This is a genomic window from Pseudomonas sp. No.117 (assembly GCF_054558395.1).
The window spans coordinates 498,042-520,746 of the sequence record NZ_BAAJNP010000002.1 but is presented as its reverse complement, the minus strand read 5'-3'; the positions used below and the strand labels follow the sequence as shown (position 1 = coordinate 520,746).

The window sequence follows — 22,705 nt, the reverse complement described above, 5'->3', positions numbered from 1 at the left end:
CGCGCCGGAACAGCGCCGGCGCGTCTCGCTTCGATTCGATAATGACAACAACGAGATCGATACCATGTCAGCAGCTACCGACACGGCTCCTGCCGTTAGCAAAAAGCCCTTCTACAAGGACCTGACCTTCCAAGTCGTCGCCGCGATGATGCTGGGCATCGTCTGCGGGCTGGTGTTCCCTGACTTCGCAGCTTCCCTGAAGATTCTAGGCGACATCTTCCTGAAATTGATCAAGACCGCCGTGGCGCCCTTGGTGTTCTTCACCGTGGTGCACGGTATTGCGTCCGCAGGAGACATCAAGCGCGTGGGCAAGGTGGGTTGGCGCGCACTGGTCTACTTCGAGGTGGTGTCTACCCTGGCGCTGGCGCTGGGCCTGATCTGGGGCAATCTGCTCAGCATTGGCTCCAACATGTACGGCAGCCACCCCAGCAGCAGTACTGCAGCTGCTGCGAGTGCTGCCATCGCCAAGGGTGCCCAGGGACCCATGTCCACCAAGGACTTCATCTACGGCATCTTTCCGGACAACTTCGTCGGCGCCTTCGCCGGTGGCCAGCTGCTACAGGTACTGGTCATAGCCGTGCTGTTTGGCTTCGCTCTGCTGGCGCTCAAGCAAGAGCGCCGCGAAGTAGTAGAAGACGGCCTGAACCGGGTGTCGGAGTGTTTCTTCGAGTTCATCAACCTGATCATGAAGTTCGCTCCCATCGGCGCCTTCGGATCGGTGGCCTATGCCGTTGGCAGCAACGGCACCGCAGTGCTGTTGTCGCTGGCTAATCTGGTGCTGATGTTCTACGTCGCAGTGGCCTTGTTCATCTTCGTCATCCTGGGCGCCGTGTGTCGGCTGGCCGGTTTCAGCCTCTGGCGCTTCCTCAAGTACATCAAGGACGAGGTCTTCATCGTCATAGGGACAGCTTCCTCGGAAAGCGCCTTGCCGCGACTGCTGCAAAAGCTGGAAAAGTTCGGCTGCTCCAAGCAGAGCGTCGGCTTAGTACTTCCCACCGGTTATGCCTTCAATCTCGACGGCACCTCTATCTACATGTCCTTGGGCGTGCTGTTTATCGCCAACGCCTATGGTGTGCCCCTGACCTGGGAGCAGCAGCTGGGCATCGTCGCCCTGATGCTGGTGACGTCCAAGGGCGCAGCGGCGGTGTCAGGTGGCAGTTTCGTGGTGTTCGCCGCCACGGTGACCGCGATTGGCGTGCTACCGGTAGAAGGCCTGGCGCTGCTGTTTGGCGTCTATCGCTTCATGTCCATGGCCATCGCGACCTGTAACACCATCGGCAATAGCGTTGCTACCGTGGTCGTGGCCAAGTGGTCCGGCGAATTCGTCGAAACTCAGGCGCGCCAGGAATACGTGCGGGTGTTAGGCCGCCAGCCGAGCCAGGCCCTGTGAGGCGAAGGCCTCACATGCCCCGGCGGAATGATGTGAGTCCTTTATAGCGTTTGAAGGCCGGCCGCCGCGGTTCGATAGTGCAGGACGACGCTGCCGGACGCCTCCGGCACCTTCCTTCGCTATCGCCTGGAGCCCTGTCATGGCCGCCGCTTCCACCCTGCACACCGCCCACTGCCTCGCCTCCGTAGGCGTCTCCGAGATCCTCAAGATCACCGAGCGCGCCAATGCCTTGCGGCGCGAGGGTGCCGATCTGCTGGTGCTGGGCGCAGGCGAGCCGGACTTCGATACCCCGGAGCACATCAAGGAAGCGGCGATCCAGGCCATTCGTGACGGCCAGACCAAGTACACCGCGCTCGACGGCAGCCCGGCGCTCAAGGAGGCCATCCGCCGCAAGTTCGTGCGGGAGAACGACCTGGTCTTCGCCCAGGACGAGGTGACGGCCTCGGCGGGTGCCAAGCAGGTGATCTTCAACGCCATGATGGCGACCCTCGATCCGGGCGACGAGGTGATCATTCCCGCGCCCTTTTGGGTGACCTACGCCGATATCGTCGCCATCCTCGGTGGCAAGCCGGTGGTGCTGCCGTGCCGCGAGGCAGATGGTTTTCGCCTCACCGCGCCAGCCCTTGAGGCGGCGATCACGCCGCGCACGCGGTGGGTGATGCTCAACTCGCCGTCCAATCCCTCGGGGGCGGCCTATGGCGAAGAACATTATCGACCGCTTATGGAGGTGCTGCTGCGCCATCCGCAGGTGTGGCTGATGGTGGACGACATGTACGAGCACATCCTCTACGACGGCTTCCGCTTCGTCACCCCGGCGGCGCTGGAGCCGCGGCTGCGCGAGCGGACCCTGACCATCAATGGGGTTTCCAAGGCCTATGCCATGACCGGTTGGCGACTGGGCTATGCCGGTGGGCCGCGGGCGCTGATCCAGGCCATGGCCAGCGTGCAGAGCCAGGTGACCTCCTGCCCCTGTTCGGTGAGCCAGGCGGCGGCCATCGCGGCCCTTGATGGGGCCCAGGACGTCGTGCGCGAGCGCTGCGAGCTGTTCCGCGAGCGACGTGATCTGGTGGTGGATGCCTTGAACGCGGTGCCGGGATTGTCAGCGCGGCGGCCCGAAGGGGCCTTCTATGTCTACGCCAACTGTGCGGGGGTGCTGGGCCGGCGGACGCCGGGCGGGGAATTGATCGACAGCGATACCGCCTTCGCCCGTTACCTGATGGACGAAGGCGGGGTGGCGGTGGTGCCAGGCTCGGCGTTCGGCCTGGCACCGTATTTCCGGGTGTCCTATGCCACCTCCCGCGCGGTGCTGGAGGAGGCCTGCCACCGGATCGCCCAGGCGACCCGGCGGCTGTTGGCCTGATCAGCCGGCCGGCGGAGCGGGCGGGGCCGGCGGCTGTACGCCCGGAGCGACCGGCTGGACGCCGGGGGGCGGGGGCGGCGGCAGGCGACCGGGGCCGGGCGGGGGCGGCGGAATATCCAGGGCCTGCAGCGAGTTGGTGTCGGCGCCCAGGGCACTGACCCGGAAGGCCCGGCCCTGGGCATTGGCGATCAGCTCGCCGCGGGCAGCCACGCTGGCGCCGGGCTTGAGCAGTGCTTGCAGGCGCAGCGCCTCGTGGGGCGGCAGGCGCAGGGCGGTGCCGTCCTGCAGCAGGGCGCCGTTCACGTCGCCGCGGGGGCCGTGCAGCAGCTGGACGATCTGCCCCTGGAGGCTATCACCGTTGCGCTCGGCGCCAGGTACCGGAGGAGCTGGCGGACGCGGGCCACCGACCCGGTCGGGGCCCTGGTCGACGACGGTCTTGCCGCTCTGGACGTTGGTCAGGGACACGGCCTGGACCAGCGGCAGGCTGGCGGCGCGCAGGCCGGCGACGTTGATGGTGTCGCCTGGCTTGAAGGTGGCGGCCAGTTGCTCGGACAGGTGCGGCGGAGTGTTGACCTCGGTGCCGTCGGCCAGGATCAGGCCGTCGATATCGCCGCGGGGATTGATCAGGAATTGCTTGAGCTGGCCCTGCTGGGTGGGAATCTGGGCGCTGGCAGCGGTGGTGGTGGCCGTGCTGCCGACGGGTGCGGTCTGTGCCAGGACGAGGCCGCTGACGGACAGCAGGGCGAAGGTCCCGATCACGAGGGTTTGGGTCTTGGTAGGCATGGATGACTCCTGCGGTGGTTGACGATCAGGATATTGCAGGGCCTGTGCCAACTTTTATTTTCGTTATCAATCAATGGCTTGAGATTTAAAGCGACCTTCTGGCCCAGGTATGGCGTCCGGCTTGCGGACAGTCCTGTCGGCAAAGCGGACAGCCTAGCCCCCGTTGTCTTCTTCGCCGACACCCAGGCCCAGGCGGCTCAGCTTGGTGTAGAGCAACTGGCGATGAATCCCCAGCCGCCGGGCCGCCTCGGCGCGGTTGCCGCCACTGCGTTGCAGCGCCCGCTCGATCAGCAGCCGCTCCAGGCGTGCGGTGGCTTCGGCCAGGGTTTCCTCGGGCCAGCTGGCGTCGATGACCAGGGCCTCCGGGGCGTCGGCCTGGAGAAAGGCCAGGTCGGCCGCGACGATGCGTTCGCCCTGGGCCAGGGTGGCGGCGCGTTGCATGGCGTTGCGCAACTCGCGGACGTTGCCCGGCCAGGCGTGGCGCAGCAACAGGGCGGCGGCATCATCGGCCAGCACCCGGCCGCTGGGGGTGAGGAAATGCTCGGCCAGGGGCAGGATGTCGGCACGCCGCTCGCGCAGGGCCGGCAGGTGGATGGGCACCACGTGCAGGCGATAGAAGAGGTCTTCGCGGAAGTCGCCGCTGGCGACGCGCTGGGCCAGGTCGCGGTGGGTGGCGGCTACCAGCCGCACGTCCAGCCGCACCGGGGCGCCACCTACCGGGGTCACCTCGCGTTCCTGCAGGGCGCGCAGGATCTTGGCCTGCATGGGCAGCGGCATGTCGCCGATCTCGTCGAGGAAAAGGGTGCCGCCCTGGGCCTCGCGGAAGGCGCCGAGGCGATTGGCGGTCGCCCCGCTGAAGGCGCCGCGCACGTGGCCGAAGAGCTCGCTTTCCAGCAGGTCTGGCGGAATGGCCGCGCAGTTGACCGCGACGAAGGGCGCCCCGCGTCGCTTGCCATGTTCGTGGATGGCGCGGGCCACCAGTTCCTTGCCGGTGCCGGTCTCGCCGGTGACCAGCACCGTCGCCTCGCTGTCCACCAGGCGGCCGATGGTCTTCTGCACCTGGCGCAGGGCATCGCTGCCACCCACCAGGGTATGGCCCTCCTGGGTGGCGGGCGGCGCCGGGGCGGGGCCGCGCTGGGCGGTCATGCCGGCCAGCACCCGGATCAGCTCGGCGCGGCCGATGGGCTTGGTAAGGTGATCGAAGGCGCCCAGGCGCATGGCTTCGATGGTGTTGCCGGCGCTGGCGAAGGCGGTGAGTACCGTGACCGCCGGCGGCGCCGGGAGCGCGCGGATGCGCGCCAGCACCTCCAGCCCGTCGAGCCCCGGCATGCGCAGGTCGAGCAGCACGGCATCCACCGTCTGCCGTTGCAGCAGCGCCAGTCCGGCCTCGCCCTGGTCCGCCTGCAAGACCTGGTAGCCCTGGTCCGCCGCGGTTTCCGCGAGGGCGTCGCGCAGGCCGGCGTCGTCGTCGATGATCAGCAGGGTTGGCATGGCAGCAGGATCTCGAAGCGGGTAGGGGCGGGTTGTTCGGCCAGGCGTGCCTCGCCGCCGTGGGCGCGGGCGGTCTCGCGGACCAGGGCCAGGCCGAGGCCGGTGCCCTCGGGGCGGCCGGTGACGAAGGGTTCGAAGAGCTGGCCGCGTAACTCGGCAGGCGGACCCTGGCCCTCGTCTTCCACGGCCAGTACCAGCCAGTCGCCGCGGCCCATGGCCTCGAGGCGGATCTCGCTGCCGGCCGGCGCCGCCTGCAGGGCATTGAGCAGCAGGTTGTCCAGGGCACGGGCCAGGGCGTCGCGGTCGAACAGGCCCTGGTCGACCGCGACCCGGGCGCTCAGGCGAATGCCGCGCTGCCCGGCCTGGTCTTCGTGGGCGGCCAGCACCTCTTGGCAGAAGGCGGAAAGGGCGACGCGGGTCGGCTGCAGCTGGGGTGGCTGGGTGAGGTCGAGCAGGCGGCGCAGCAGGCTGTCCAGGCGGGTGATCTGCAGCAGGATGGCATCCAGCGCCCGTTGCTGGCGCCCGGCATCGCCGGCCAGGGCGTTCTCTGCCTTCAGCCGCATGGCGGCGAGGGGATTGCGGATCTCGTGGGCGACGCCGGCGGCCACCCGGCCGAGGGCCGCCAGGCGTTCGCTGGCATGTACCTGGGTGGTCAGCCGCTGGGCTTCGCCGCGGGCCTGGGCCAGGCGCTGGCCGGCCTGGTTGAGCGCGGCCAGCACCCGGTCCAGCTCCCGCTCGCCGGTGAGGGCGAGGGTCGGCAGGTCGTGACTGGCGGTCGCCCCGAGGTCGCGCTCGACCCGGGCGACATGCCGCGACCACTGCCAGGTGAGCCGGCCGAGCAGCAGGGTGGTGGCGAGCAGGGCCAGCAACAGCAGGCCCAGGCCCAGCTTGAGCTGGCGCTGGCCACTACCGTCGGCGAAGGTGAGGCGGGTCAGGGTCCAGGCGGCGAGATTGGCGATGGGCCCGGACAGTGGACAGGCGGCGACCAGTACGGTGGTGCCGTCGACACTGAAGGATTCGCTCAGGCCACGCACCTCGGCCAGACTGGCGGCGGCGAGCTCCGCCAGGTGCTGGCGCTCGGCGTCGGCGAGGGTGAAGGGACTGGCGTCGGCCAGCAGCCCGGCCTGTTCCTGCCACAACCCACCGGCCATGCCGCGATAGCGCAGCAGGGCGACGCTGGCCACGCCGGTCAGGCCCTGGCGCAACGCCGGATCGGCCAGGCCGGCGCTGGGCCCGGACCAGCCGTTGCTGTAGAAGCGGTAGCTGCTGGCGATGGTCTGACAGGCCTGCTCGGCTTCGACCTTGGCCTGGCCGAGCTGGGCGCTTTCCGATTGGCGCAGCAGCAGGATCATCAGCCAGCCGACCCCGATGGCCATGCCGCCGAGCAACAGCAACACGGCCAGCAGGCGACTGCGCAGCGATCCGAACATAGGGCTCTCTCTTCCAGGCCTTGGCCTGGATAGAGTGCCACACCCCGGCGGAGTTCGCGGGCCAGAGCGGACGTCAGCCGCGTTGGCCGAATTCCGCCTCCTGCGCCGTCCAGCCGGGCACCCGCTCGCTTAGGGACAGCCCGAGACCCGGACGGGTCGGCACCTGCATCCGCCCGTCACGGGTTTCCAGGCGTTCGTTGAACAGCGGCTCCAGCCATTCGAAGTGTTCCACCCAGGGCTCGGTGGGATAGGTGGCGGCCAGGTGCACGTGCAATTCCATGGCGAAGTGCGGTGCCAGCATCACGCCGGCCTGGTCGGCCAGGGCGGCCACCTTGAGGAAGGGGGTGATGCCGCCGACCCGGGGCGCATCCGGCATGAGGAAGTCGGCGCCGCGCAGGCGGATGAATTCCTGATGCTCGGCGATGCTGGTGAGCATTTCGCCGGTGGCAATGGGGGTGTCGAAGGCGGCGGCCAGGGCGGCGTGGCCCTCGGCGTCGTAGCAGTCCAGCGGCTCCTCGATCCAGATCAGGTTGAATTCCTCGAAGCGCCGGCACATGCGCTGGGCGGTGGGGCGGTCCCACTGCTGGTTGGCGTCGACCATCAGCGGGAAGCTGTCGCCCAGGTGGCGGCGCACGCGGGCGACACGCTCAAGGTCCAGGGCGCAATCGGGCTGGCCGACCTTGAGCTTGATGCCGCCGATGCCCTTCTCGCGGGAGAGGTCGGTATTTACCAGGAGTTGCTCCAGCGGCGTGTGCAGGAAGCCGCCGGAGGTGTTGTAGCAGCGCACCGAGTCGCGCTGGGCGCCGAGCAGGCGCGCCAGGGAAAGGTTGGCGCGGCGAGCCTTGAGGTCCCAGAGGGCCACGTCGAAGGCGCCGATGGCCTGGGTGGCGAGGCCGCTGCGCCCCACCGAAGCGCCGGCCCAGCAGAGCTTGGTCCAGAGTTTCTGGATGTCGCTGGGGTTCTCGTCCAGCAGCACCGGGGCGATCTCCCTGGCGTGGGCGAACTGGCCGGGTCCACCGGCGCGCTTGGAATAGCTGAAGCCCAGGCCGCGCTGGCCATCACGAGTCTCGATCTCGACGAAGAGGATGGCGATCTCGGTCATTGGCTTCTGGCGGCCGGTGAGCACCTTAGCGTCGCTGATGGGGGTGGCCAGCGGCAGGAACACGGAAGCCAGGCGGATCCAGGCGATGCGGTCCTGGTCGGCGCTGTAGGAGGTATCGGTCATGGTGGGAAGCTCCAGGGTGGGGAATCAGGGACGGGTGACAGGCAGAGCGGCATCGCCGGAGGCGGATGGCTCGTCGTTGAGTTCGCCGAGGTCCAGGCGCTTGAGCGGGCCGACGATGACCAGGTAGGAGAAGGCGCCGAGCAGCCCCATGGCGGCGACATAGGTGAGGGCCACGTCGAAGGAGCCGAGCTGGTTGATCATCAGGCCGATGGCCAGCGGGGTGACGATGCTGGCGATGTTGCCGCAGAAGTTGAAGATCGCCCCACTCACGCCCATGGCGCGCTTGGGCGAGACGTCGCCGACGATGCACCAGCCCAGGTTGCCCACGCCCTTGGCGAAGAAGGCGATGGACATCACCAGGGTCACCAGGGCGATGGACTGGGTGTAGTTGGCCACCACGATGGTGCTGGAGAGCAGCAGGCCGGCGATGATCGGCGTCTTGCGCGCGGCGGTGAGGCTGTAGCCGCGGCGCAGCATGCTGTCCGACCAGAGCCCGCCGATGACGCCGCCCAGGCAGCCGGCTACCGGCGGGATGGCGGCGATCAGGCCGACCTTGAGCATCGTCAGGCCCTTGGCCTCGACCAGGTAGGTGGGGAACCAGGTGAGGAAGAACCAGGTGATGGTGGTCAGGCAGAACTGCCCCAGGTAGATGCCGAGCATCATGCGATTGCCGCTGATGGCCTTGAAGGTGCGCCAGCTGAAAGGTGCCCGGGTGTCGCCCAGGTCGGGCAGGCCGCCGCCGGCCTCGATGTGGTCCAGCTCGCTCTGGCTGACGCGCCGGTCGTGCCGCGGCTCCTGCACGGTGGCGAACCACAGCAGGCCGATGAGGATGCCGGCGCCGCCGGTCCAGAAGAACACGTGCTCCCAGCCGAACTGGTTGAGCAGGATCACCATCAGCGGCGTGAACACCGCCAGGGCGAAATACTGCGCCGACTGGAAGATGGCAGTGGCCAGACCGCGCTCCTGGCGCGGGAACCACATCACCGTGAGGCGGTTATTGGCCGGAAAGGCCGGCGACTCGGCGACGCCCATCAGAAAGCGCAGCACGAACAGCGCCAGCAGGGCCGAGGAGAAGAGGCCGACGTAGCCTTGCAGGAAGGTCAGCGCCGACCAGATGATGAGGCTGGCGCCCAGCACCAGCCGCGAACCGAAACGGTCGAGCACAATGCCACCGGGAATCTGCATGGCGGTGTAGGCCCAGCCGAAGGCGGAGAAGGCCAGGCCCATGGCCACGGCGTCGAAGCCGAGGTCGTGGCGCATGGCCGGTGCGGCGATGGAGAGGGTGGCGCGGTCGACGTAGTTGAATACCGTGACCAGGAAAATCATCGCCAGGACGAGATAGCGGACGTGGGTACGCCGCGAAGGAGCAGTGGGGTTGCGCATTGTTATTGTCCTTTTCAGCGGGCAAGACCGGCGGCGAGGCCGGCACCTGCTGAGGGACGCTAAGCTGATTACGCAATCATTCAAGCGTCAGCGCGTGCTCTCGCGCATGACCAGTTCGAAGCCGGTATCCCGTTGCTGCGGTGCGTCCGTGCCCGCCAGCCGGGACAGCAGCGCCTCGGCAGCATGGGTGCCCATCGCGGCGCCGCGCACATCTACGGTGCTCAGCGCCGGGATCAAGTGGGCGGCGCTGGCGAGGTTGCCGAAGCCCATCACTGCCAGATCCCCTGGTACCCGTAGGCCGCGGGCATGAGCTTCGGCCAGCACGCCGTGGGCGAGGGTGTCGGAGCTGCAGACCACTACCTCGGGGCGGGTATCGGCCTCGAGCAGCCGCGCCAGACCCTGGCGACCCAAGGCCGGGGTGGCCGGTGGCGGCAGGCTGACATCAGGCGGCGCGGCCAGTCCGTGGTAGGCCAGTTCGGCGGTAAAGGCATCACGGCGCAGGCGCCCGCGAGGATCGTTCAGGGTCAGGCTGGCGAAGCGGCGATAACCGCGCGTCAGTAGCTCCCGGGCGACGGCCTGGCCCACCGCGACATGGGAAAAGCCCACCAGCATGTCCAGCGGGCGCTCACCCTGGTCCCAGCACTCCACCAGCGGAATGCCGGCCTGGGATAGCCGCAGCCGGCTGGCCGCGGTATGCAGGGTGCCGGTCAGTACCATGGCGTCGGGGCGCCGCCGCAGCAGGGCTTCAAGCAACCGTTCCTCGCGCTCGGCGGAGTAGTCGGTCAGGCCCAGCAGGGTCTGGTGGCCGGCCTCGGTCAGCCGCTGCATGAGCGCCTGCACGGTATCGGCGAAGATGGAGTTGACGATGGTAGGTACCAGCACGGCGATCAGCCGGCTCTCCTGGGGCGTACCGCCGGTGGTGAGCATGGCCGGCTGGTAGCCGCTCTCGCGTACCGCCCGGAAGACCTTTTCACGCAGTGCCGGGCGGACGATCTCCGGCTGGTTGAGGGTGCGCGAGACGGTGATCGGCGAGACCCCGGCCAGGCGGGCCACGTCCTTCAGCGTCGGCGGCTTGCCGTCGGCCCGGCTGCGCCAAGGCTGGGCGTTGCGATCACTGGACAAGGACGGGCTCCGTGGCAGGGGAGCCCAGATATTGCCGAGTTGTAGGATGACTCTCAAGGTGCTCAGCCACAGACGTACAAGCCAGACCCCAGGCGCGCTGGCTAGCCTGGGTCTCCTTCTCGAAGCCTGGCAGGTGCCCCTTGGAAATCGTCCTCTATGCCTTCAGCGTCATCTACAGCCCCGGTCCGGTCAACGCTCTGGGGCTGAACGCCGGTCTGCGCGGCCAGGCCCGCCGGGCGCTGGGGTTCTATGCCGGGGTGGGCTGCGCCATGCTGCTGATGTTCCTGGCGCTGGGTTATGCCGGTGCGGCCGTCGTCGCGGGGGCGTGGCTACCCTGGCTGGCGCTGGTCGGCGCGGGCTACAGCCTCTATCTGGGCTATCGCATCGCCACCGCCGCACCGCCGGCTGCGGAGGGGCAGGGCGCGCCGGCGGAACGCTTGACCTTCACCCGTGGCCTGCTGATCCAGGGCCTCAACCCCAAGGGCTGGCTGGCAGTGCTGCCCATCGCCACGGTAATGTTTCCCGCTGCCCAGATAACCGGGGCGAAGATTGCCCTCTGCACCTTACCCCTGGCGCTGGCGGCGGGCGGCGCACCGGCTGGTTATGCCCTGCTCGGCGCCGGACTGGGGCGCTACCTGGTGCGCGGGCGCGGGCTGCACTGGGTGAATCGGCTGCTGGGGCTGAGTCTGGTCGGCTGCGCCCTGCTGTTGCTCCACGATGCCTGGCGCGGTCTGCTAGGCTGACCTCGACAGGGAGATGCCATGAGCACCACGACCGAGTTACCCGGCGCCACGGACTGGGTGCGCCACACCCCGATCCATGACGAGCTGGAGTCCATCGAGGCCTTCTTCAGTGGCCATGCCTTCGATCCGCATCGCCACGCCACCTATGCCATCGGCCGCACCCTGGCCGGGGTGCAGAGCTTTTCCTATCGCGGCGCCAAGGCCAGCAGCCTGCCCGGCGAGACGATGATCTTCCATCCGGACGAGGTCCACGACGGCCGCGCCGGGGCCGCCTGCGGCTTTCGCTATCGCATGCTCTATGTGCCGCCGGCGCTGGTGCAGGACATCCTCGGCGGGCGGCCGCTGCCGTTCCACCGCGAGGGCGTTTCCCTCGATCCGCGTCTGGCTCGCGCCACCGACGCGGTGTTCGCCGCCCTCGACGAACGCCCCGATGCCCTGGGGCGCGACGATGCGCTGTTCGGGCTGGTCGCCACCCTGGCCGAGGTCTGCCAGGCCTGGCCCAGTCGTGGTCGGGTCGACTTCGGCGCCGCCCTGCGTGCCCGTGAATACCTGGAGGACCATCTCGACCAGGCCGTTACCCTCGACGACCTGGCGCGCTGCGCCGGTCGGGATCGCTGGAGTCTGACCCGGGATTTCCGCGCCTACTTCGGCACCAGTCCGCACCGCTACCTGACCCTGCGGCGGCTGGATCGGGTACGGCTGCAGGTGCGCCTGGGGATGGGCCTGGCCCAGGCGGCGGTGGAGGCGGGCTTCTTCGACCAGAGTCATATGTCCAGACATTTCCGCCAGGCCTTCGGGATAGCGCCCGCGCGCTGGTTCCGCGGACTGGCCGGAGCCCCCGTGGGCGCTGGGCTGGACGCGGCGCCAGGCGGCTAGCCCGGCGGCGCTCGACGGCCGCCGCCGCGCCGCAGAGGCCCCGGCCAGCGGCGGCGCCAGCGAAACGATCAGAGGCGAGGGCAGTCAACCTGTGCGCACTTCATACACAGGAGCCCTCTTCATGACCGGCCAGGGAGAATCCGCCGCTCGCCCCACCTTCAGTCCACCGGTCTTCTGGACCTCGACCCTGCTGCTGCTGGCGCTGGTGCTCTACGCCAGCCTGTTCCAGGCCAATGCCCAGTGGCTGTTCGCCGCCATCCAGGGCTGGATCATCACCAACCTCAGCTGGTTCTACATCCTCGCCGTGGCCATCATCCTCGGCACCGTGGTGTTCCTCGGCCTCAGTCGCTACGGCGACATCAAGCTCGGCCCCGACCACAGCGAGCCGGACTACGCCAATACCACCTGGTTCGCCATGCTGTTCTCCGCCGGCATGGGCATCGGCCTGATGTTCTTCGGCGTCGCCGAACCGGTGATGCACTTCCTCAATCCGCCCTATGCCGAAGGCCAGACGGTGGAGGCCGCACGCCAGGCGATGCGCATCACCTTCTTCCATTGGGGCCTGCACGCCTGGTCGATCTACGCCATCGTCGCCCTGATCCTGGCTTACTTCAGCTACCGCCACGGCCTGCCGCTGACCCTTAGATCGGCGCTCTATCCGCTGATCGGCGAGCGCATTTATGGTCCCATCGGCCATGCGGTGGACATCTTCGCCATCATCGGCACGGTGCTCGGCGTCGCCACCTCCCTGGGCTTCGGTGTCTCCCAGATCAATACCGGACTCAACGTGCTGTTCGGCGTGCCGGTGTCCACGCCCGTGCAGATCGGCCTGATCGTCATCACCACGGCGCTGGCCACCCTCTCGGTGGTCTCGGGGCTGGACAAGGGCGTGCGGCGGCTGTCGGAGCTCAACCTCGGGCTGGCGGTGCTGCTGATGCTCACCGTGGTCATCCTCGGCCCGACGGTGCTGATCCTGCAGACCTTCGTCGAGAACACCGGCGGCTATCTCAGCGAGATCGTCAGCCGCACCCTCAACCTCAACGCCTATCGACCCACCGACTGGATCGGCGGCTGGACGCTGTTCTACTGGGGCTGGTGGCTGGCCTGGTCGCCCTTCGTCGGGCTGTTCATCGCGCGGATTTCCCGTGGCCGCACCATCCGCGAATTCGTCTCCGGGGTGCTGCTGGTGCCGGCCGGTTTCACCCTGCTGTGGATGACGGTGTTCGGCAACACGGCCATCCACATGATCCTCACCGAGGGCCTCACCGACCTGGCCGACGCCGTGTCCCAGGACAGCTCCCTGGCGCTGTTCGCCTTTCTCGAGCACTTCCCCTTCGCCAGCGTGATCTCGCTGATCGCCATCGTCATGGTGGTGGTGTTCTTTGTCACCTCCGCTGATTCCGGCGCCATGGTGGTGGACATGCTGGCCTCCGGCGGCCAGGACCAGACGCCGGTCTGGCAGCGGGTGTTCTGGGGCGCCAGCATGGGGCTGGTGGCCATCGCGCTGCTGCTGGCCGATGGTCTCAAGGCCCTGCAGACCGCCACCATCGCCAGTGCCCTGCCGTTCACCCTCGCCCTGCTGTTCAGCATGCATGGCCTGCTCAAGGCGCTGAAGCTGGACGCCACCAAGCGTGGCCTGCGCCATCAGTCGCTGAGTCTCACCCCGCCCACCACCCGTACGCCGGGCGGCTGGCAGCGCCGCCTGCGCGGCATGGCGATGTTTCCGCGGCGCAATCACGTGGTGCGCTTCATCGGCGAGGTGGCCAAGCCGGCTTGCCTGGCGGTGGCCGAGGAATGGCGCAAGCAGGGCTATGTCTGTGGCGTGGAAGACCGCGAGGATGGCGGGGTGCGGCTGTATGTCGGTCCGGCCGAGCAGCCCGAGTTCGTCTACCAGGTCAGACCCCATGCCTACGCCATGCCCAGTTTCGTCATGGGCAGCGAGCCCGGCGAGGAGCGCAAGTACTTCCGCGCCCAGGTCTACCTACGCGAAGGCGGCCAGGACCACGACGTCATGGGCTGGTCGCGCGAAGACGTCATCGGCGACATCCTCGACCAGTACGAGCGCCATATGCACTTCCTGCATCTGGTGGGCTAGACGAAAAAGCCGGGCGCAGTGCCCGGTTTTTTCATGTTGCGGCGCTCGGGTCACCTCACCCGGAAGCGCCGGACCACCGCGATCAGCTGCTCGTTGGACGATTGCACCGCCGCGGTACTCTCGGCGGTGCGCTGACCGCTGGTGACCAGGTCGTCGACGATATGGCGCACGGCAACCATGTTCTGGTTGATCTCGCCGGCCACCACGCTCTGCTCTTCGGCCGCTGCGGCGATCTGAGTCGAGAGATCGCTGATGCGCACCACCGAACCGCTCATCTCGTCCAGGCCTTCGGTGACCTCGCGGGTGCGCTCGGCAGTGCTCTGGCAACTGGCCTTGGTCATTTCCATGGCCGCGACCGCGGAACTCACCCCCTGCTGCAACCGGTTGAGCATCTCGTTGATCTCGGCGGTGCTCTGCTGGGTACGGCCGGCCAGGGCGCGGACCTCGTCGGCCACCACTGCGAAGCCGCGACCCTGTTCGCCGGCCCGGGCCGCCTCGATGGCCGCGTTGAGCGCCAGCAGGTTGGTCTGGCCGGCAATCCCGCCGATCACCCCGAGCACGTCGTTGATGCGCTGGGCATCGCTCTGCATGGCCTGCACCTTGAGGGTGGCGTCTTCCACCTGATCCACCAGGGCCAGCACGCTGGCCGAGGCCTGCTGGACCACCGCGCGGGAACGCTCGGCCTGGCCGTTGGCGGCCTGGGTGAGGGTGGCGGTGTCGCTGGCACTGCGCGCCACGGAGTCGGAGGTGGCGCTCATCTCGGTGATGGCGGTCACCGCCTGGTCGGTCTCGCTGGCATGGCGGGCCAGGATGGCACCGTTCTGCTGGGCCTGGCCGTGCAGTTGCTTGAGACCGGTGTCGATGCGGTCGGTAGCGTCGCCCACCTCGCCGATCAGCCGCTGCAGATAGCCGATGAAGCCGTTGACCGCGCCGGCCACCGCGTCCACCTCGTCCTGGCCGTGCACCGGGATGCGCCGGGTCAGATCGGCGTCGCCGGCGGACAGGGATTCGATGTTGCGTTGCAGCAGGCCCAGGCGACCCATCAGCTTGCCGAGCGCCAGCACCATGATGCCTACCAGCAGCAGGACCAGCGGCAGCTGGATCGCCGCCAGGGTCTTGAGGATACCGGTGTTGGTCGCCGCGATGAGCGAGGTGGGCAGCGCCGTGGCCAGCAGCCAGGGGGTGCCGGCCAGCGGGCGCAGGAAGAAGGTGTGGGGCGTGCCGTGCTCGTCGACATAGGTGTCGCGCACCACGGCTTCGCCCTTGAGCTTGCCGAGGTTCTGCTGGATGGCGGCGACGAAGGGCGAACGGGCGGCATAGGCCGAGACGTTGTTCAGGATCTGTGAATCACCGAGTTCGCTGAGGTTGCTGAGGATCTTGCCGTCGGCCTCGACGATCATCATGTCGGTGTCGTCGAGTTCCTTGCGCAGGCTGTCCACCAGGGGGTTGAAGAAGCCCAGAGTGAGGTCGATGGTCGAGACGCCAAAAGCCTTGCCGTCGCGCTGGATGGCCATGGCGCAGTTGGTGCGCGGCTCGGCGCTGGCGGCGTCCTTGTAGGCGGCCGCCCAGACGCACTGGCCGGCGGGAGCCTTGAGGCCAGCCTGGAACCAGGGTTGCTCCCAGTAGTTGAGCGACTCGGGGGAGTTCCAGTGGGTGTTGACGATCAGCTTTCCGCCGGCATCGCGGTGATAGAAGGTGCTGAACTTGTCGCGGCCCTGCTCGCGCTGATTGGGCAGCGGCCAGATGCCGCCGCCGAACACCTTGGCATCGCCATACTGGTCCACCAGGCCGGGCAGCACCCGGTCGATGGCGGCGCTGTCCAGCAGCGGCACGGTCTGGGTGATGGATCGCTGCTGCGCCTGGATCTGGTTGAGTTCGCGATAGATGCGGGTGCCCACCTCGTTGACGCGGGTGAGCACGGCGGATTCACCGGCGGCGACTAGGTCCGGCGTCACCCACAGGCGAATGCCGATGACGGTGGCCGCGAGCGTCGCGCCGATGAAACCGAGGAAGATCATGGTGTAGCGGGTCCGAATGGTGTTCAAGGCCATGGTGTCGCTCCTGCGGTTACAGCGTCGTTCACGCTGCGAAAGGCATCCTTGGCGGTGTTCTGAACGAGGATGTCAGAGCCTTATCGGCGTCTGACGTGTGACCTTTAGTCGCAGGCCTGACGGGATACCGAGGCTGGAAACGGGTCGTGAAATGACCTGTCGTCCAACTTTTCGTCAGCAATTCTGGCTGCGTCGCTCAGCTCCGTACCGGCAGGCACTCGCCATGCCAGTGCGCCTCCTCCAGGCGAGTCACCACCAGCCAGTGGCCTTCCCCGGGCGCGGTGACCAGGCAATGTCCATCCGCCAGCCAGCAGGCGCTGCGACCCACGCAGGCATAGCCGCCGGTGGGCCCTCCGTGGTTGGCCATGAGCACCGGCATGGCCAGTCGGCGCGCATGCCCTGCCAGCTGGGCGCTATCGGCGGGATAGCCCATCGCGCCGATCACCGCCGAGACCAGGTAGAGGTCGGCGCCCCGGGCGCGGGCGGCATCGGCATGAGCCGGATGATTACTGTCGGCGCAGATGGCCAGGGCACCGCGCAAGCCACCGAGCTCCAGCAGGTCACCGCCGCTACCCGGCACGAAGGGCGGGGATTCGCCCGGATGCAGGTATTCCTTGGTATGGACCCGGCAGCTGCCGTCGGCCGCCAGGATCAGGGCGCCGATCTGCAGGCCCTTGGCGCCCTGGATGGGCACCCCGACCACGGCGGTGAGCCCGGCTGCGCGACAGGCCTCGCGCAATGGCAGCAGGCGAACGTCGGTGGGCGCCAGTGCCAAGCTCGCCGCCAGGTCCGGCTCATAGCCGCTCAGCGAGAGCTCGGGAAACAGCAGCACATCCACCTTGGCGTCGGCCGCCGCGGCGATGAAATCGAGATGGGTACGCAGATTGGTGGCGAGGTCGCCGGCGACCGAGGTGGACTGGGCGGCGGCGAGGGTGAGGGTGGGCATGGCAACTCCGCAGGCGGGCTGAAACGCTGGGAAGAGCGTCGGACCGGGTAACCCGAGGGTACCAGGCCAGTGAGCGAGCTCCCACAGCCGCAGGGTGCGACACCTGAGCCCGTTTGGGTTGACTCCAGGTTATAGCGCTATCGCCAGCTCTCAGTATTTGGCGCGGAAGGGCGTCGCTATAGTCGGGCCGTCTATCAATTTGAAGAATAACAGGACGGGTCATGGCCATAATCAACTATGTAACGGAAATCCGCTTTGGGGCGGGCTGTGCTACCGAGCTGGCTGACGTCAGCGCGCGCCTGGGATTCCGGCGGCCGCTGATCGTCACCGATCGGGGCGTGGTGGCAGCGGGTCTCATCGATCAGTTGGTAGACCTGAATCCCCTGGCCGCCTACCAGGTGTTCGATGCGACTCCGGCCAATCCCACCGAGGCCGCTACCCGCGAGGGTGTAACCTGTTTCCTCGAAGCGGCGTGCGACGGCATCATCGCCGTCGGTGGGGGTTCGCCCATCGACCTGGCCAAGGCCATCGCGGTATCCGCGCGCCATCCGGGGCCGCTGAAACAGTTCGCGCTGATAGAGGGCGGTCTGGCGCGAACCACCGCCGCCACGGTGCCCATCGTGGCCATTCCGACCACGGCCGGGACCGGTAGCGAAGTGGGACGCGGTGCCATCATCATCCTTGATGATGGCCGCAAGGTCGGCATCCTCTCGCCCCATGTCATCCCGCGGGTGGCCATCTGCGATCCCTTGCTGACGCTCAGCCTGCCCCCGCACCTGACCGCCGCGACGGGCATGGACGCGGTGGCTCATTGCATCGAGACCTTTCTGGCGCCTGGCTTCAATCCGCCGGCCGAGGGTATTGCGCTGGACGGCCTGCGCCGGGCCTGGCGCAACCTGGAGCTGGCCTTCAACGAGCCGAACAATCTGGAGGCCCGTACCCAGATGCTCAGCGCTTCGCTGCAGGGGGCTCTGGCCTTCCAGAAGGGCCTGGGCTGCGTGCACAGCCTGAGTCATTCGTTGGGCGGCATAGATCCGCGCCTGCACCATGGCACCCTCAATGCGGTGCTGCTGCCGGCCGTGGTGGCCTTCAACCGGAGCGCAGCATCGGTGGTCCGCGACGAAAAAATCGAGCGCCTCGCGCAGGCCATGCAACTGCCGGCGCAGCTGTCGGTAGAGCAGGCGCTGGCGCACAAGGCCGAAGCCCTGCGCCTGCCGACGGGGCTGGCGCAGATGGGCGTCGACCAGGCACTCATCCCGCGCATCGTGACCGGTGCCCTGGCCGATCACAGCCACAAGACCAATCCCCGGGAAGCCACGGCGGATGACTACGCCCAGCTGATCGAGGCCTCGTTCTGAGGTCCTGACACCCGCCGCCCAAGGTTCTTCGCTTCAGTGTCGTCCCTGGCCTCGAATCCGTTCGGGGCTGGAGGCAGGCGACGCCTCCGCCACACCCTCGCGACAATCACAACAACTAAAGGACGCGAAACATCATGGTCAACCTCGATACCTCAGTAGCCAAGGTGCAGTTCGATCCGCTCTATCGCAAGGTCGCCTGGCGAGTGCTGCCGTTGCTGCTGCTCGGCTATATCATCGCCTATCTCGATCGAGTCAACGTCGGCTTCGCCAAGCTAGCCATGCTCAGTGATCTCGGCCTGTCCGATGCGGCCTATGGCCTGGGCGCCGGCATCTTCTTCATCGGTTACTTCCTCTTCGAGGTCCCCAGCAATCTGATGCTGCATCGCGTGGGTGCCAAGGTCTGGATCGCGCGCATCATGATTACCTGGGGCCTGGTCTCCTCGCTGATGGCCTTCACCGGGCGCATCGCCCAGCTGCTGGGTATCAGCCACGAGATGACCTTCTATGGCCTGAGATTCCTGCTCGGGGTGTGCGAGGCGGGTTTCTTTCCCGGAGTCATCCTCTACCTGACCTACTGGTTCCCCGCGGCGCTGCACAGCCGCATGATGGCCATCGTCATCCTCGGCAATCCGGTGTCCTTCATCTTTGGCGGTCCGCTCAGTGGCGCCATCATGTACTACATGGGGGGCAACAGCCTCTTGGCCGGTTGGCAATGGATGTTCGTCATCGAGGCGATACCGGCCGTGGTGATCGGGGTGGTGGTGCTCTGCCTGCTGGATAACGGCATCCAGAGTGCCGGGTGGTTGAGCGTGCAAGAAAAGGCCGAGCTGACTCGGCGCCTGGCCGTGGAGGCTGCGGAAAAGCCCCGCATCGCGCTCAAGCGCCTTTACGCCCTGCCCATCATCTGGTTGCTGACGGTCATCTACGTCCTGCTGATGCTCGGCAACTACGGCATCAACTTCTGGGTGCCGACCATCATCAAGAATGCCGGGGTGGCCTCGGTCCTGGACATAGGTCTCATCACCGCCATCCCCTATGCGTTCGGTGCGGCGACCATGGTCTGGGTCACTCGCCAGGCTCAGCGCAGCGGTAACCAACGCACCTATGGCGCCCTGATGTCCGTGTTGGCCGGCATCGGTCTGATCCTCTGTGCGGCCTTCCCCCAGCAATTGCTGCTGATGATCCTGGGTGTCGCCCTCGCCGTGGGTGGCAGCCTGAGTGCCATCGCGCTGTTCTGGGGCCTGCCCGGGGCCTTCCTGCAGGGTGCCGCGGCGGCCGCCGGCATCGCCATCATCAACTCCTTCGGCAATCTGGGCGGCTTCGCCGGACCCTATCTGCTGGGGCTGCTGACCACCCTGTTCGGCTCGGCGCAAGCTGGTCTGATGCTGCTCGGGGGTTGCCTGCTGGCGTGCGCCGCGCTGATGCTGTGGGTGACACGGCAGCCCACGCCATCCAAGGCCGGATTGCTGGCCGAGTGACCAGGCCGCGAAAGCCGCGCCTTTTAATCGGAAGCGACCACCGTTCGCTTCCGCTTTCCTTGTCAGTGAAGAGGACGTCATGGAGCTGGTCAGCGAGTTGCAAACCATCGTCGGACGGCGCCATGTCCTGCAGGGCGACGCCGCGACCCGGCGCTTCCGCCTGGGGATCCGCTATGGTGGCGGGGCGGTACTCGCCGTGGTGCGGCCCGGTAGCCTGGTGGAGATGTGGCGCGTGCTGCAGCACTGCCACGCCGCCGGGACCATCATCATCTGCCAGGCAGCAAACACGGGCTTGACGGGTGGCTCCACCCCGGTGGCCGAGGGCTACGACCGGCCGGTGGTACTGATCAACACTCTGCGCCTGACCCGCCTATCCCTGCTGCGCCAGGGCGAGCAGGTGGTGTCCCAGCCGGGCGTGACCTTGAGCCAGTTGGAGACGACGCTGAAGCCGCTCGGGCGCGAACCGCATTCGGTGATCGGCTCGACCTGTATCGGCGCTTCCATCACCGGCGGCGTCTGCAACAACTCCGGCGGCTCGCTGATCCGCCGCGGACCGGCCTTCACCCAGCTGTCGTTATTCGCCCGGATCGACGAAGCCGGGCAGTTGCAACTGGTCAACCACCTGGGCCTGGAGCTGGGCGACTCACCCGAAGAGATCCTGTCCCGGCTCGATGAGGGCCGCTTCAACGACGGTAACGTGCAGGACCCGGCCGGCGCCATGGCCTCCGATCGCGAATATGCCCACCATGTCCGCGACGTGGCGTCCGCCACCCCCGCCCGCTACAACGCCGATCCGCGGCGGCTGTACGAGGCCTCGGGCTCGGCGGGCAAGATCGCCGTGTTCGCCTTGCGCCTGGATACCTTCCCCGCTGATCGCAACACCCGGGTGTTCTATATCGGCTCCAATCGGGCCGCCGATCTGGAAGCCATCCGCCGGCACATCCTGGTCAACTTCGCCCAGCTGCCCATCGCCGGCGAATACATGCACCGCACGGCCTACGAACTCAGTCGTACCTACGGCAAGGACCTGTTCCTCTTCATTCAGCGCTGTGGTGCGCAACGGGTGCCCCAGGCCTTTGCCTGGAAGACCCGCTTCGATGCCCTGAGCGAACGCCTGGGGCTCGGCGCCCAGCTCGGCGATCGCCTGCTGCAACGCCTTGCCGCGCCCTTGCCGGAGCACCTGCCAGCGCGCCTCAATACCTTCGCCTCGCGCTTTGAGCATCACCTGCTGCTCAAGATGGGCGAAGACGGCATCGACGAAGCCCGCGCTTATCTGCAGTCCTGGCTGCCCAGCGCCGACGCGGATTTCATCGAGTGCGACGCGGAGGAGGGCAACGCCGCCTTCCTCAATCGCTTCGCGGTCGGCAATGCCATGAATCGCTACCGGGCGGTGCACCGGGACACCGTGGAAGACATCCTCGCCCTGGACATCGCGCTGCCACGCAACACCCATGACTGGTTCGAGACCTTGCCGCCGGAACTGGCGGAGCAGATCGAGGTGACCATGTATTGCGGGCACTTCTTCTGCCATGTGCTGCACCAGGAATACCTGGTGAAAAAGGGGTACGACTGCGCAGCGCTCAAGGAGCGCTTGCTGGCCCTGTTGGATGCCCGGGGCGCGCGCTATCCCGCCGAGCATAATGTCGGCCACCTCTACCGTGCCGCGCCCGAACTGGAGCGCCACTATCGCCAGCTCGATCCGACCAACGCCTTCAACCCCGGTATCGGCCTGCTAACGCGCCGCCATCGCTGGCAGCAAGACTGTTGCGACGCGCACGCCGACAACGCCATCGCGGCGGCAGCCAAGGCTGCCCGGGCGGAGACTGCGGAGGCCAGTCGCACGTTTTGAGCGGTAGTGCGGGGCGGCTCAGTCTTCCTGCTGGATGGCGTAGAGCGACTCCACCAGCAACTCGAATGCCGGGTTCTGTTGGGCACTGCGCCGCGAGACCAGCTCATAGGGCTCGCTGTGGGACCTGAGTTGCAGCGGCAGGCGACTGACCAGGCCATGCTGGCAGACATAGTCCGCCACCTCGACCGACACCAGGGCTACCAGCCGGGGATTGCGGCTCAGCAGCGAGAGGGTGGTCAGCGCCGAGGTGGTTTCGATCAGGTGCAGGGGGAAGGGCAGCTGTGCCTCGAAGAACTCGTGTTCCAGGGTGCGCCGCATGGGCATGTTGGCGCGATAGACCACCCAGCGACTGTCCGAGAGATCCTGCAACTCGACCCGTTCGCGCTGGGCGGCCGGATGAGCGGCGTGAGCGATCACCGCAAGGGACTCGTCCTTGATGACCAAGGCGTCGTAGCTTTCTGGCCGCTCGCTCACCGACAGGCGACAGATGGCCGCGTCCAACCGCCCCTGGTCAATCAGGCCGAGCAGGGTCGTGCTGGTGTCTTCCACCACCTCGATCGACAGCCGTGGCTGCAGCTCCAGCAGCCGGGAAATGGCATGGGTGAGCAGGGGCACGGCGCCCATGATGGTGCCTATGGCCAGCTTGCCGCCCGAGCCACTGGCAATGGCGTGCAGCTCGTGACGCAGGTTGTCCAGATCCGCCTGGATCAGGCGGGCGAAGCGAATGGCACAGGTGCCCGCGGGAGTCGGCAGCAAACCGCGATTGGTACGCAGGAACAACTCCACGCCCAGGGTGGATTCCAGCTCCTTGAGCGCCTTGCTGGCACCTGGCTGAGTGAGCCCCAGGCCTTCCGCGGCATTGAGCAGCGACCCCTTTTCCGCCAGGGCGACGAGTAGGCGCAGTTGCTTGGCGTGCAGGCGCGACATGATCGAATTGAGGCTGGCAAGATTCTTCATTGCCTGAAAGTTATACCGCTGTTGCTTATTGTCAATTCCGAGCCCTCTAGCCCCACGCTAGACTCGCCCTGCCTATAACAAAACATGATAAATGGAGACGAGATGATCCAGGAAGATCCGCTCCGCTACCCGGACTCCGGCCGCCCTGCAACCTCGTCTTCCGCTCTT

16 protein-coding genes and 2 pseudogenes are annotated in these 22,705 nt (G+C 67.3%); 8 read left to right on the top strand and 10 right to left on the bottom strand.

Translation table 11 applies throughout. The features are described from left to right. The first annotated feature begins 64 nt into the window (after positions 1 to 64). Both ACYJP6_RS05840 and ACYJP6_RS05835 read left to right on the top strand, forming a co-directional pair. Complete coding sequence (locus ACYJP6_RS05840) at positions 65 to 1,390, top strand: cation:dicarboxylate symporter family transporter (protein WP_459474117.1); 1,326 nt, start codon at positions 65 to 67, stop codon at positions 1,388 to 1,390. Between the two features lie 139 nt (positions 1,391 to 1,529). Then, positions 1,530 to 2,750 (top strand): pyridoxal phosphate-dependent aminotransferase, encoded by a 1,221-nt coding sequence (locus ACYJP6_RS05835; RefSeq protein WP_459474116.1) that lies wholly within the window; start codon positions 1,530 to 1,532, stop codon positions 2,748 to 2,750. Here ACYJP6_RS05835 and ACYJP6_RS05830 read toward each other — a convergent pair whose 3' ends face one another. The 6 genes from ACYJP6_RS05830 to ACYJP6_RS05805 form a co-directional block, all read right to left on the bottom strand. Then, entirely contained in the window at positions 2,751 to 3,533 is a 783-nt protein-coding gene (locus tag ACYJP6_RS05830; protein ID WP_459474115.1) for a hypothetical protein, read from the bottom strand. It abuts the gene before it with no gap. A 153-nt stretch (positions 3,534 to 3,686) separates the two neighbouring features. Beyond that, positions 3,687 to 5,024, bottom strand: coding sequence for a sigma-54-dependent transcriptional regulator (locus ACYJP6_RS05825; protein WP_459474114.1), 1,338 nt, complete (start codon positions 5,022 to 5,024; stop codon positions 3,687 to 3,689). Continuing rightward, positions 5,009 to 6,454, bottom strand: coding sequence for a sensor histidine kinase (locus ACYJP6_RS05820; protein WP_459474113.1), 1,446 nt, complete (start codon positions 6,452 to 6,454; stop codon positions 5,009 to 5,011). The genes ACYJP6_RS05825 and ACYJP6_RS05820 overlap by 16 nt, the downstream gene beginning before the upstream one ends. 73 nt (positions 6,455 to 6,527) lie before the next feature. Beyond that, on the bottom strand, positions 6,528 to 7,679 hold the full coding sequence (locus ACYJP6_RS05815; RefSeq protein WP_459474112.1) for an L-talarate/galactarate dehydratase: 1,152 nt from the start codon (positions 7,677 to 7,679) through the stop codon (positions 6,528 to 6,530). Between the two features lie 24 nt (positions 7,680 to 7,703). Continuing rightward, positions 7,704 to 9,062 carry an MFS transporter gene (locus ACYJP6_RS05810; protein WP_459474111.1) on the bottom strand — a complete coding sequence of 453 codons (1,359 nt, stop codon included), beginning with the start codon at positions 9,060 to 9,062 and terminating at the stop codon, positions 7,704 to 7,706. An 87-nt stretch (positions 9,063 to 9,149) separates the two neighbouring features. Then, a complete protein-coding gene (locus ACYJP6_RS05805; protein WP_459474110.1) occupies positions 9,150 to 10,184 on the bottom strand; it encodes a LacI family DNA-binding transcriptional regulator in 1,035 nt (344 codons plus the stop codon). A gap of 140 nt (positions 10,185 to 10,324) precedes the next feature. Here ACYJP6_RS05805 and ACYJP6_RS05800 point away from each other — a divergent pair, with 140 nt between their 5' ends. The 3 genes from ACYJP6_RS05800 (at position 10,325) to ACYJP6_RS05790 (ending at position 13,898) form a co-directional block, all read left to right on the top strand. Then, positions 10,325 to 10,927, top strand: a complete 603-nt coding sequence (locus ACYJP6_RS05800) for a LysE family translocator (RefSeq protein WP_459474109.1) — start codon at positions 10,325 to 10,327, stop codon at positions 10,925 to 10,927. An 18-nt stretch (positions 10,928 to 10,945) separates the two neighbouring features. Continuing rightward, positions 10,946 to 11,803: an AraC family ligand binding domain-containing protein gene (locus tag ACYJP6_RS05795; RefSeq protein ID WP_459474108.1), complete on the top strand. Its 858-nt coding sequence runs from the start codon at positions 10,946 to 10,948 to the stop codon at positions 11,801 to 11,803. Between the two features lie 121 nt (positions 11,804 to 11,924). Beyond that, positions 11,925 to 13,898, top strand: coding sequence for a BCCT family transporter (locus ACYJP6_RS05790; RefSeq protein WP_459474107.1), 1,974 nt, complete (start codon positions 11,925 to 11,927; stop codon positions 13,896 to 13,898). 50 nt (positions 13,899 to 13,948) lie between these two features. On the opposite strand, the pseudogene ACYJP6_RS05785 reads toward ACYJP6_RS05790, so the two are convergent. The 3 genes and pseudogenes from ACYJP6_RS05785 to ACYJP6_RS05775 all read right to left on the bottom strand — a co-directional run. Then, positions 13,949 to 14,521 (bottom strand): annotated as a pseudogene (locus ACYJP6_RS05785) (methyl-accepting chemotaxis protein); the annotation flags it as partial. A 288-nt stretch (positions 14,522 to 14,809) separates the two neighbouring features. Then, positions 14,810 to 15,916, bottom strand: a pseudogene (locus ACYJP6_RS05780) (cache domain-containing protein); the annotation flags it as partial. Positions 15,917 to 16,145: 229 nt separating this feature from the next. Further along, a complete protein-coding gene (locus ACYJP6_RS05775; RefSeq protein ID WP_459474106.1) occupies positions 16,146 to 16,895 on the bottom strand; it encodes a carbon-nitrogen hydrolase family protein in 750 nt (249 codons plus the stop codon). Positions 16,896 to 17,116: 221 nt separating this feature from the next. On the opposite strand from ACYJP6_RS05775, the gene ACYJP6_RS05770 reads away from it, so the two are divergent. From ACYJP6_RS05770 to dld, 3 genes are all read left to right on the top strand, one after another. Further along, positions 17,117 to 18,253: an iron-containing alcohol dehydrogenase gene (locus ACYJP6_RS05770; RefSeq protein ID WP_459474105.1), complete on the top strand. Its 1,137-nt coding sequence runs from the start codon at positions 17,117 to 17,119 to the stop codon at positions 18,251 to 18,253. A 134-nt stretch (positions 18,254 to 18,387) separates the two neighbouring features. Further along, a complete protein-coding gene (locus ACYJP6_RS05765) occupies positions 18,388 to 19,731 on the top strand; it encodes an MFS transporter (protein WP_459474104.1) in 1,344 nt (447 codons plus the stop codon). 79 nt (positions 19,732 to 19,810) lie between these two features. Then, entirely contained in the window at positions 19,811 to 21,580 is a 1,770-nt protein-coding gene (gene dld, locus ACYJP6_RS05760) for a D-lactate dehydrogenase (protein WP_459474103.1), read from the top strand. Between the two features lie 18 nt (positions 21,581 to 21,598). Here dld and ACYJP6_RS05755 read toward each other — a convergent pair whose 3' ends face one another. Next, positions 21,599 to 22,537, bottom strand: coding sequence for a LysR family transcriptional regulator (locus ACYJP6_RS05755; RefSeq protein WP_459474102.1), 939 nt, complete (start codon positions 22,535 to 22,537; stop codon positions 21,599 to 21,601). Positions 22,538 to 22,705: the final 168 nt, after the last annotated feature.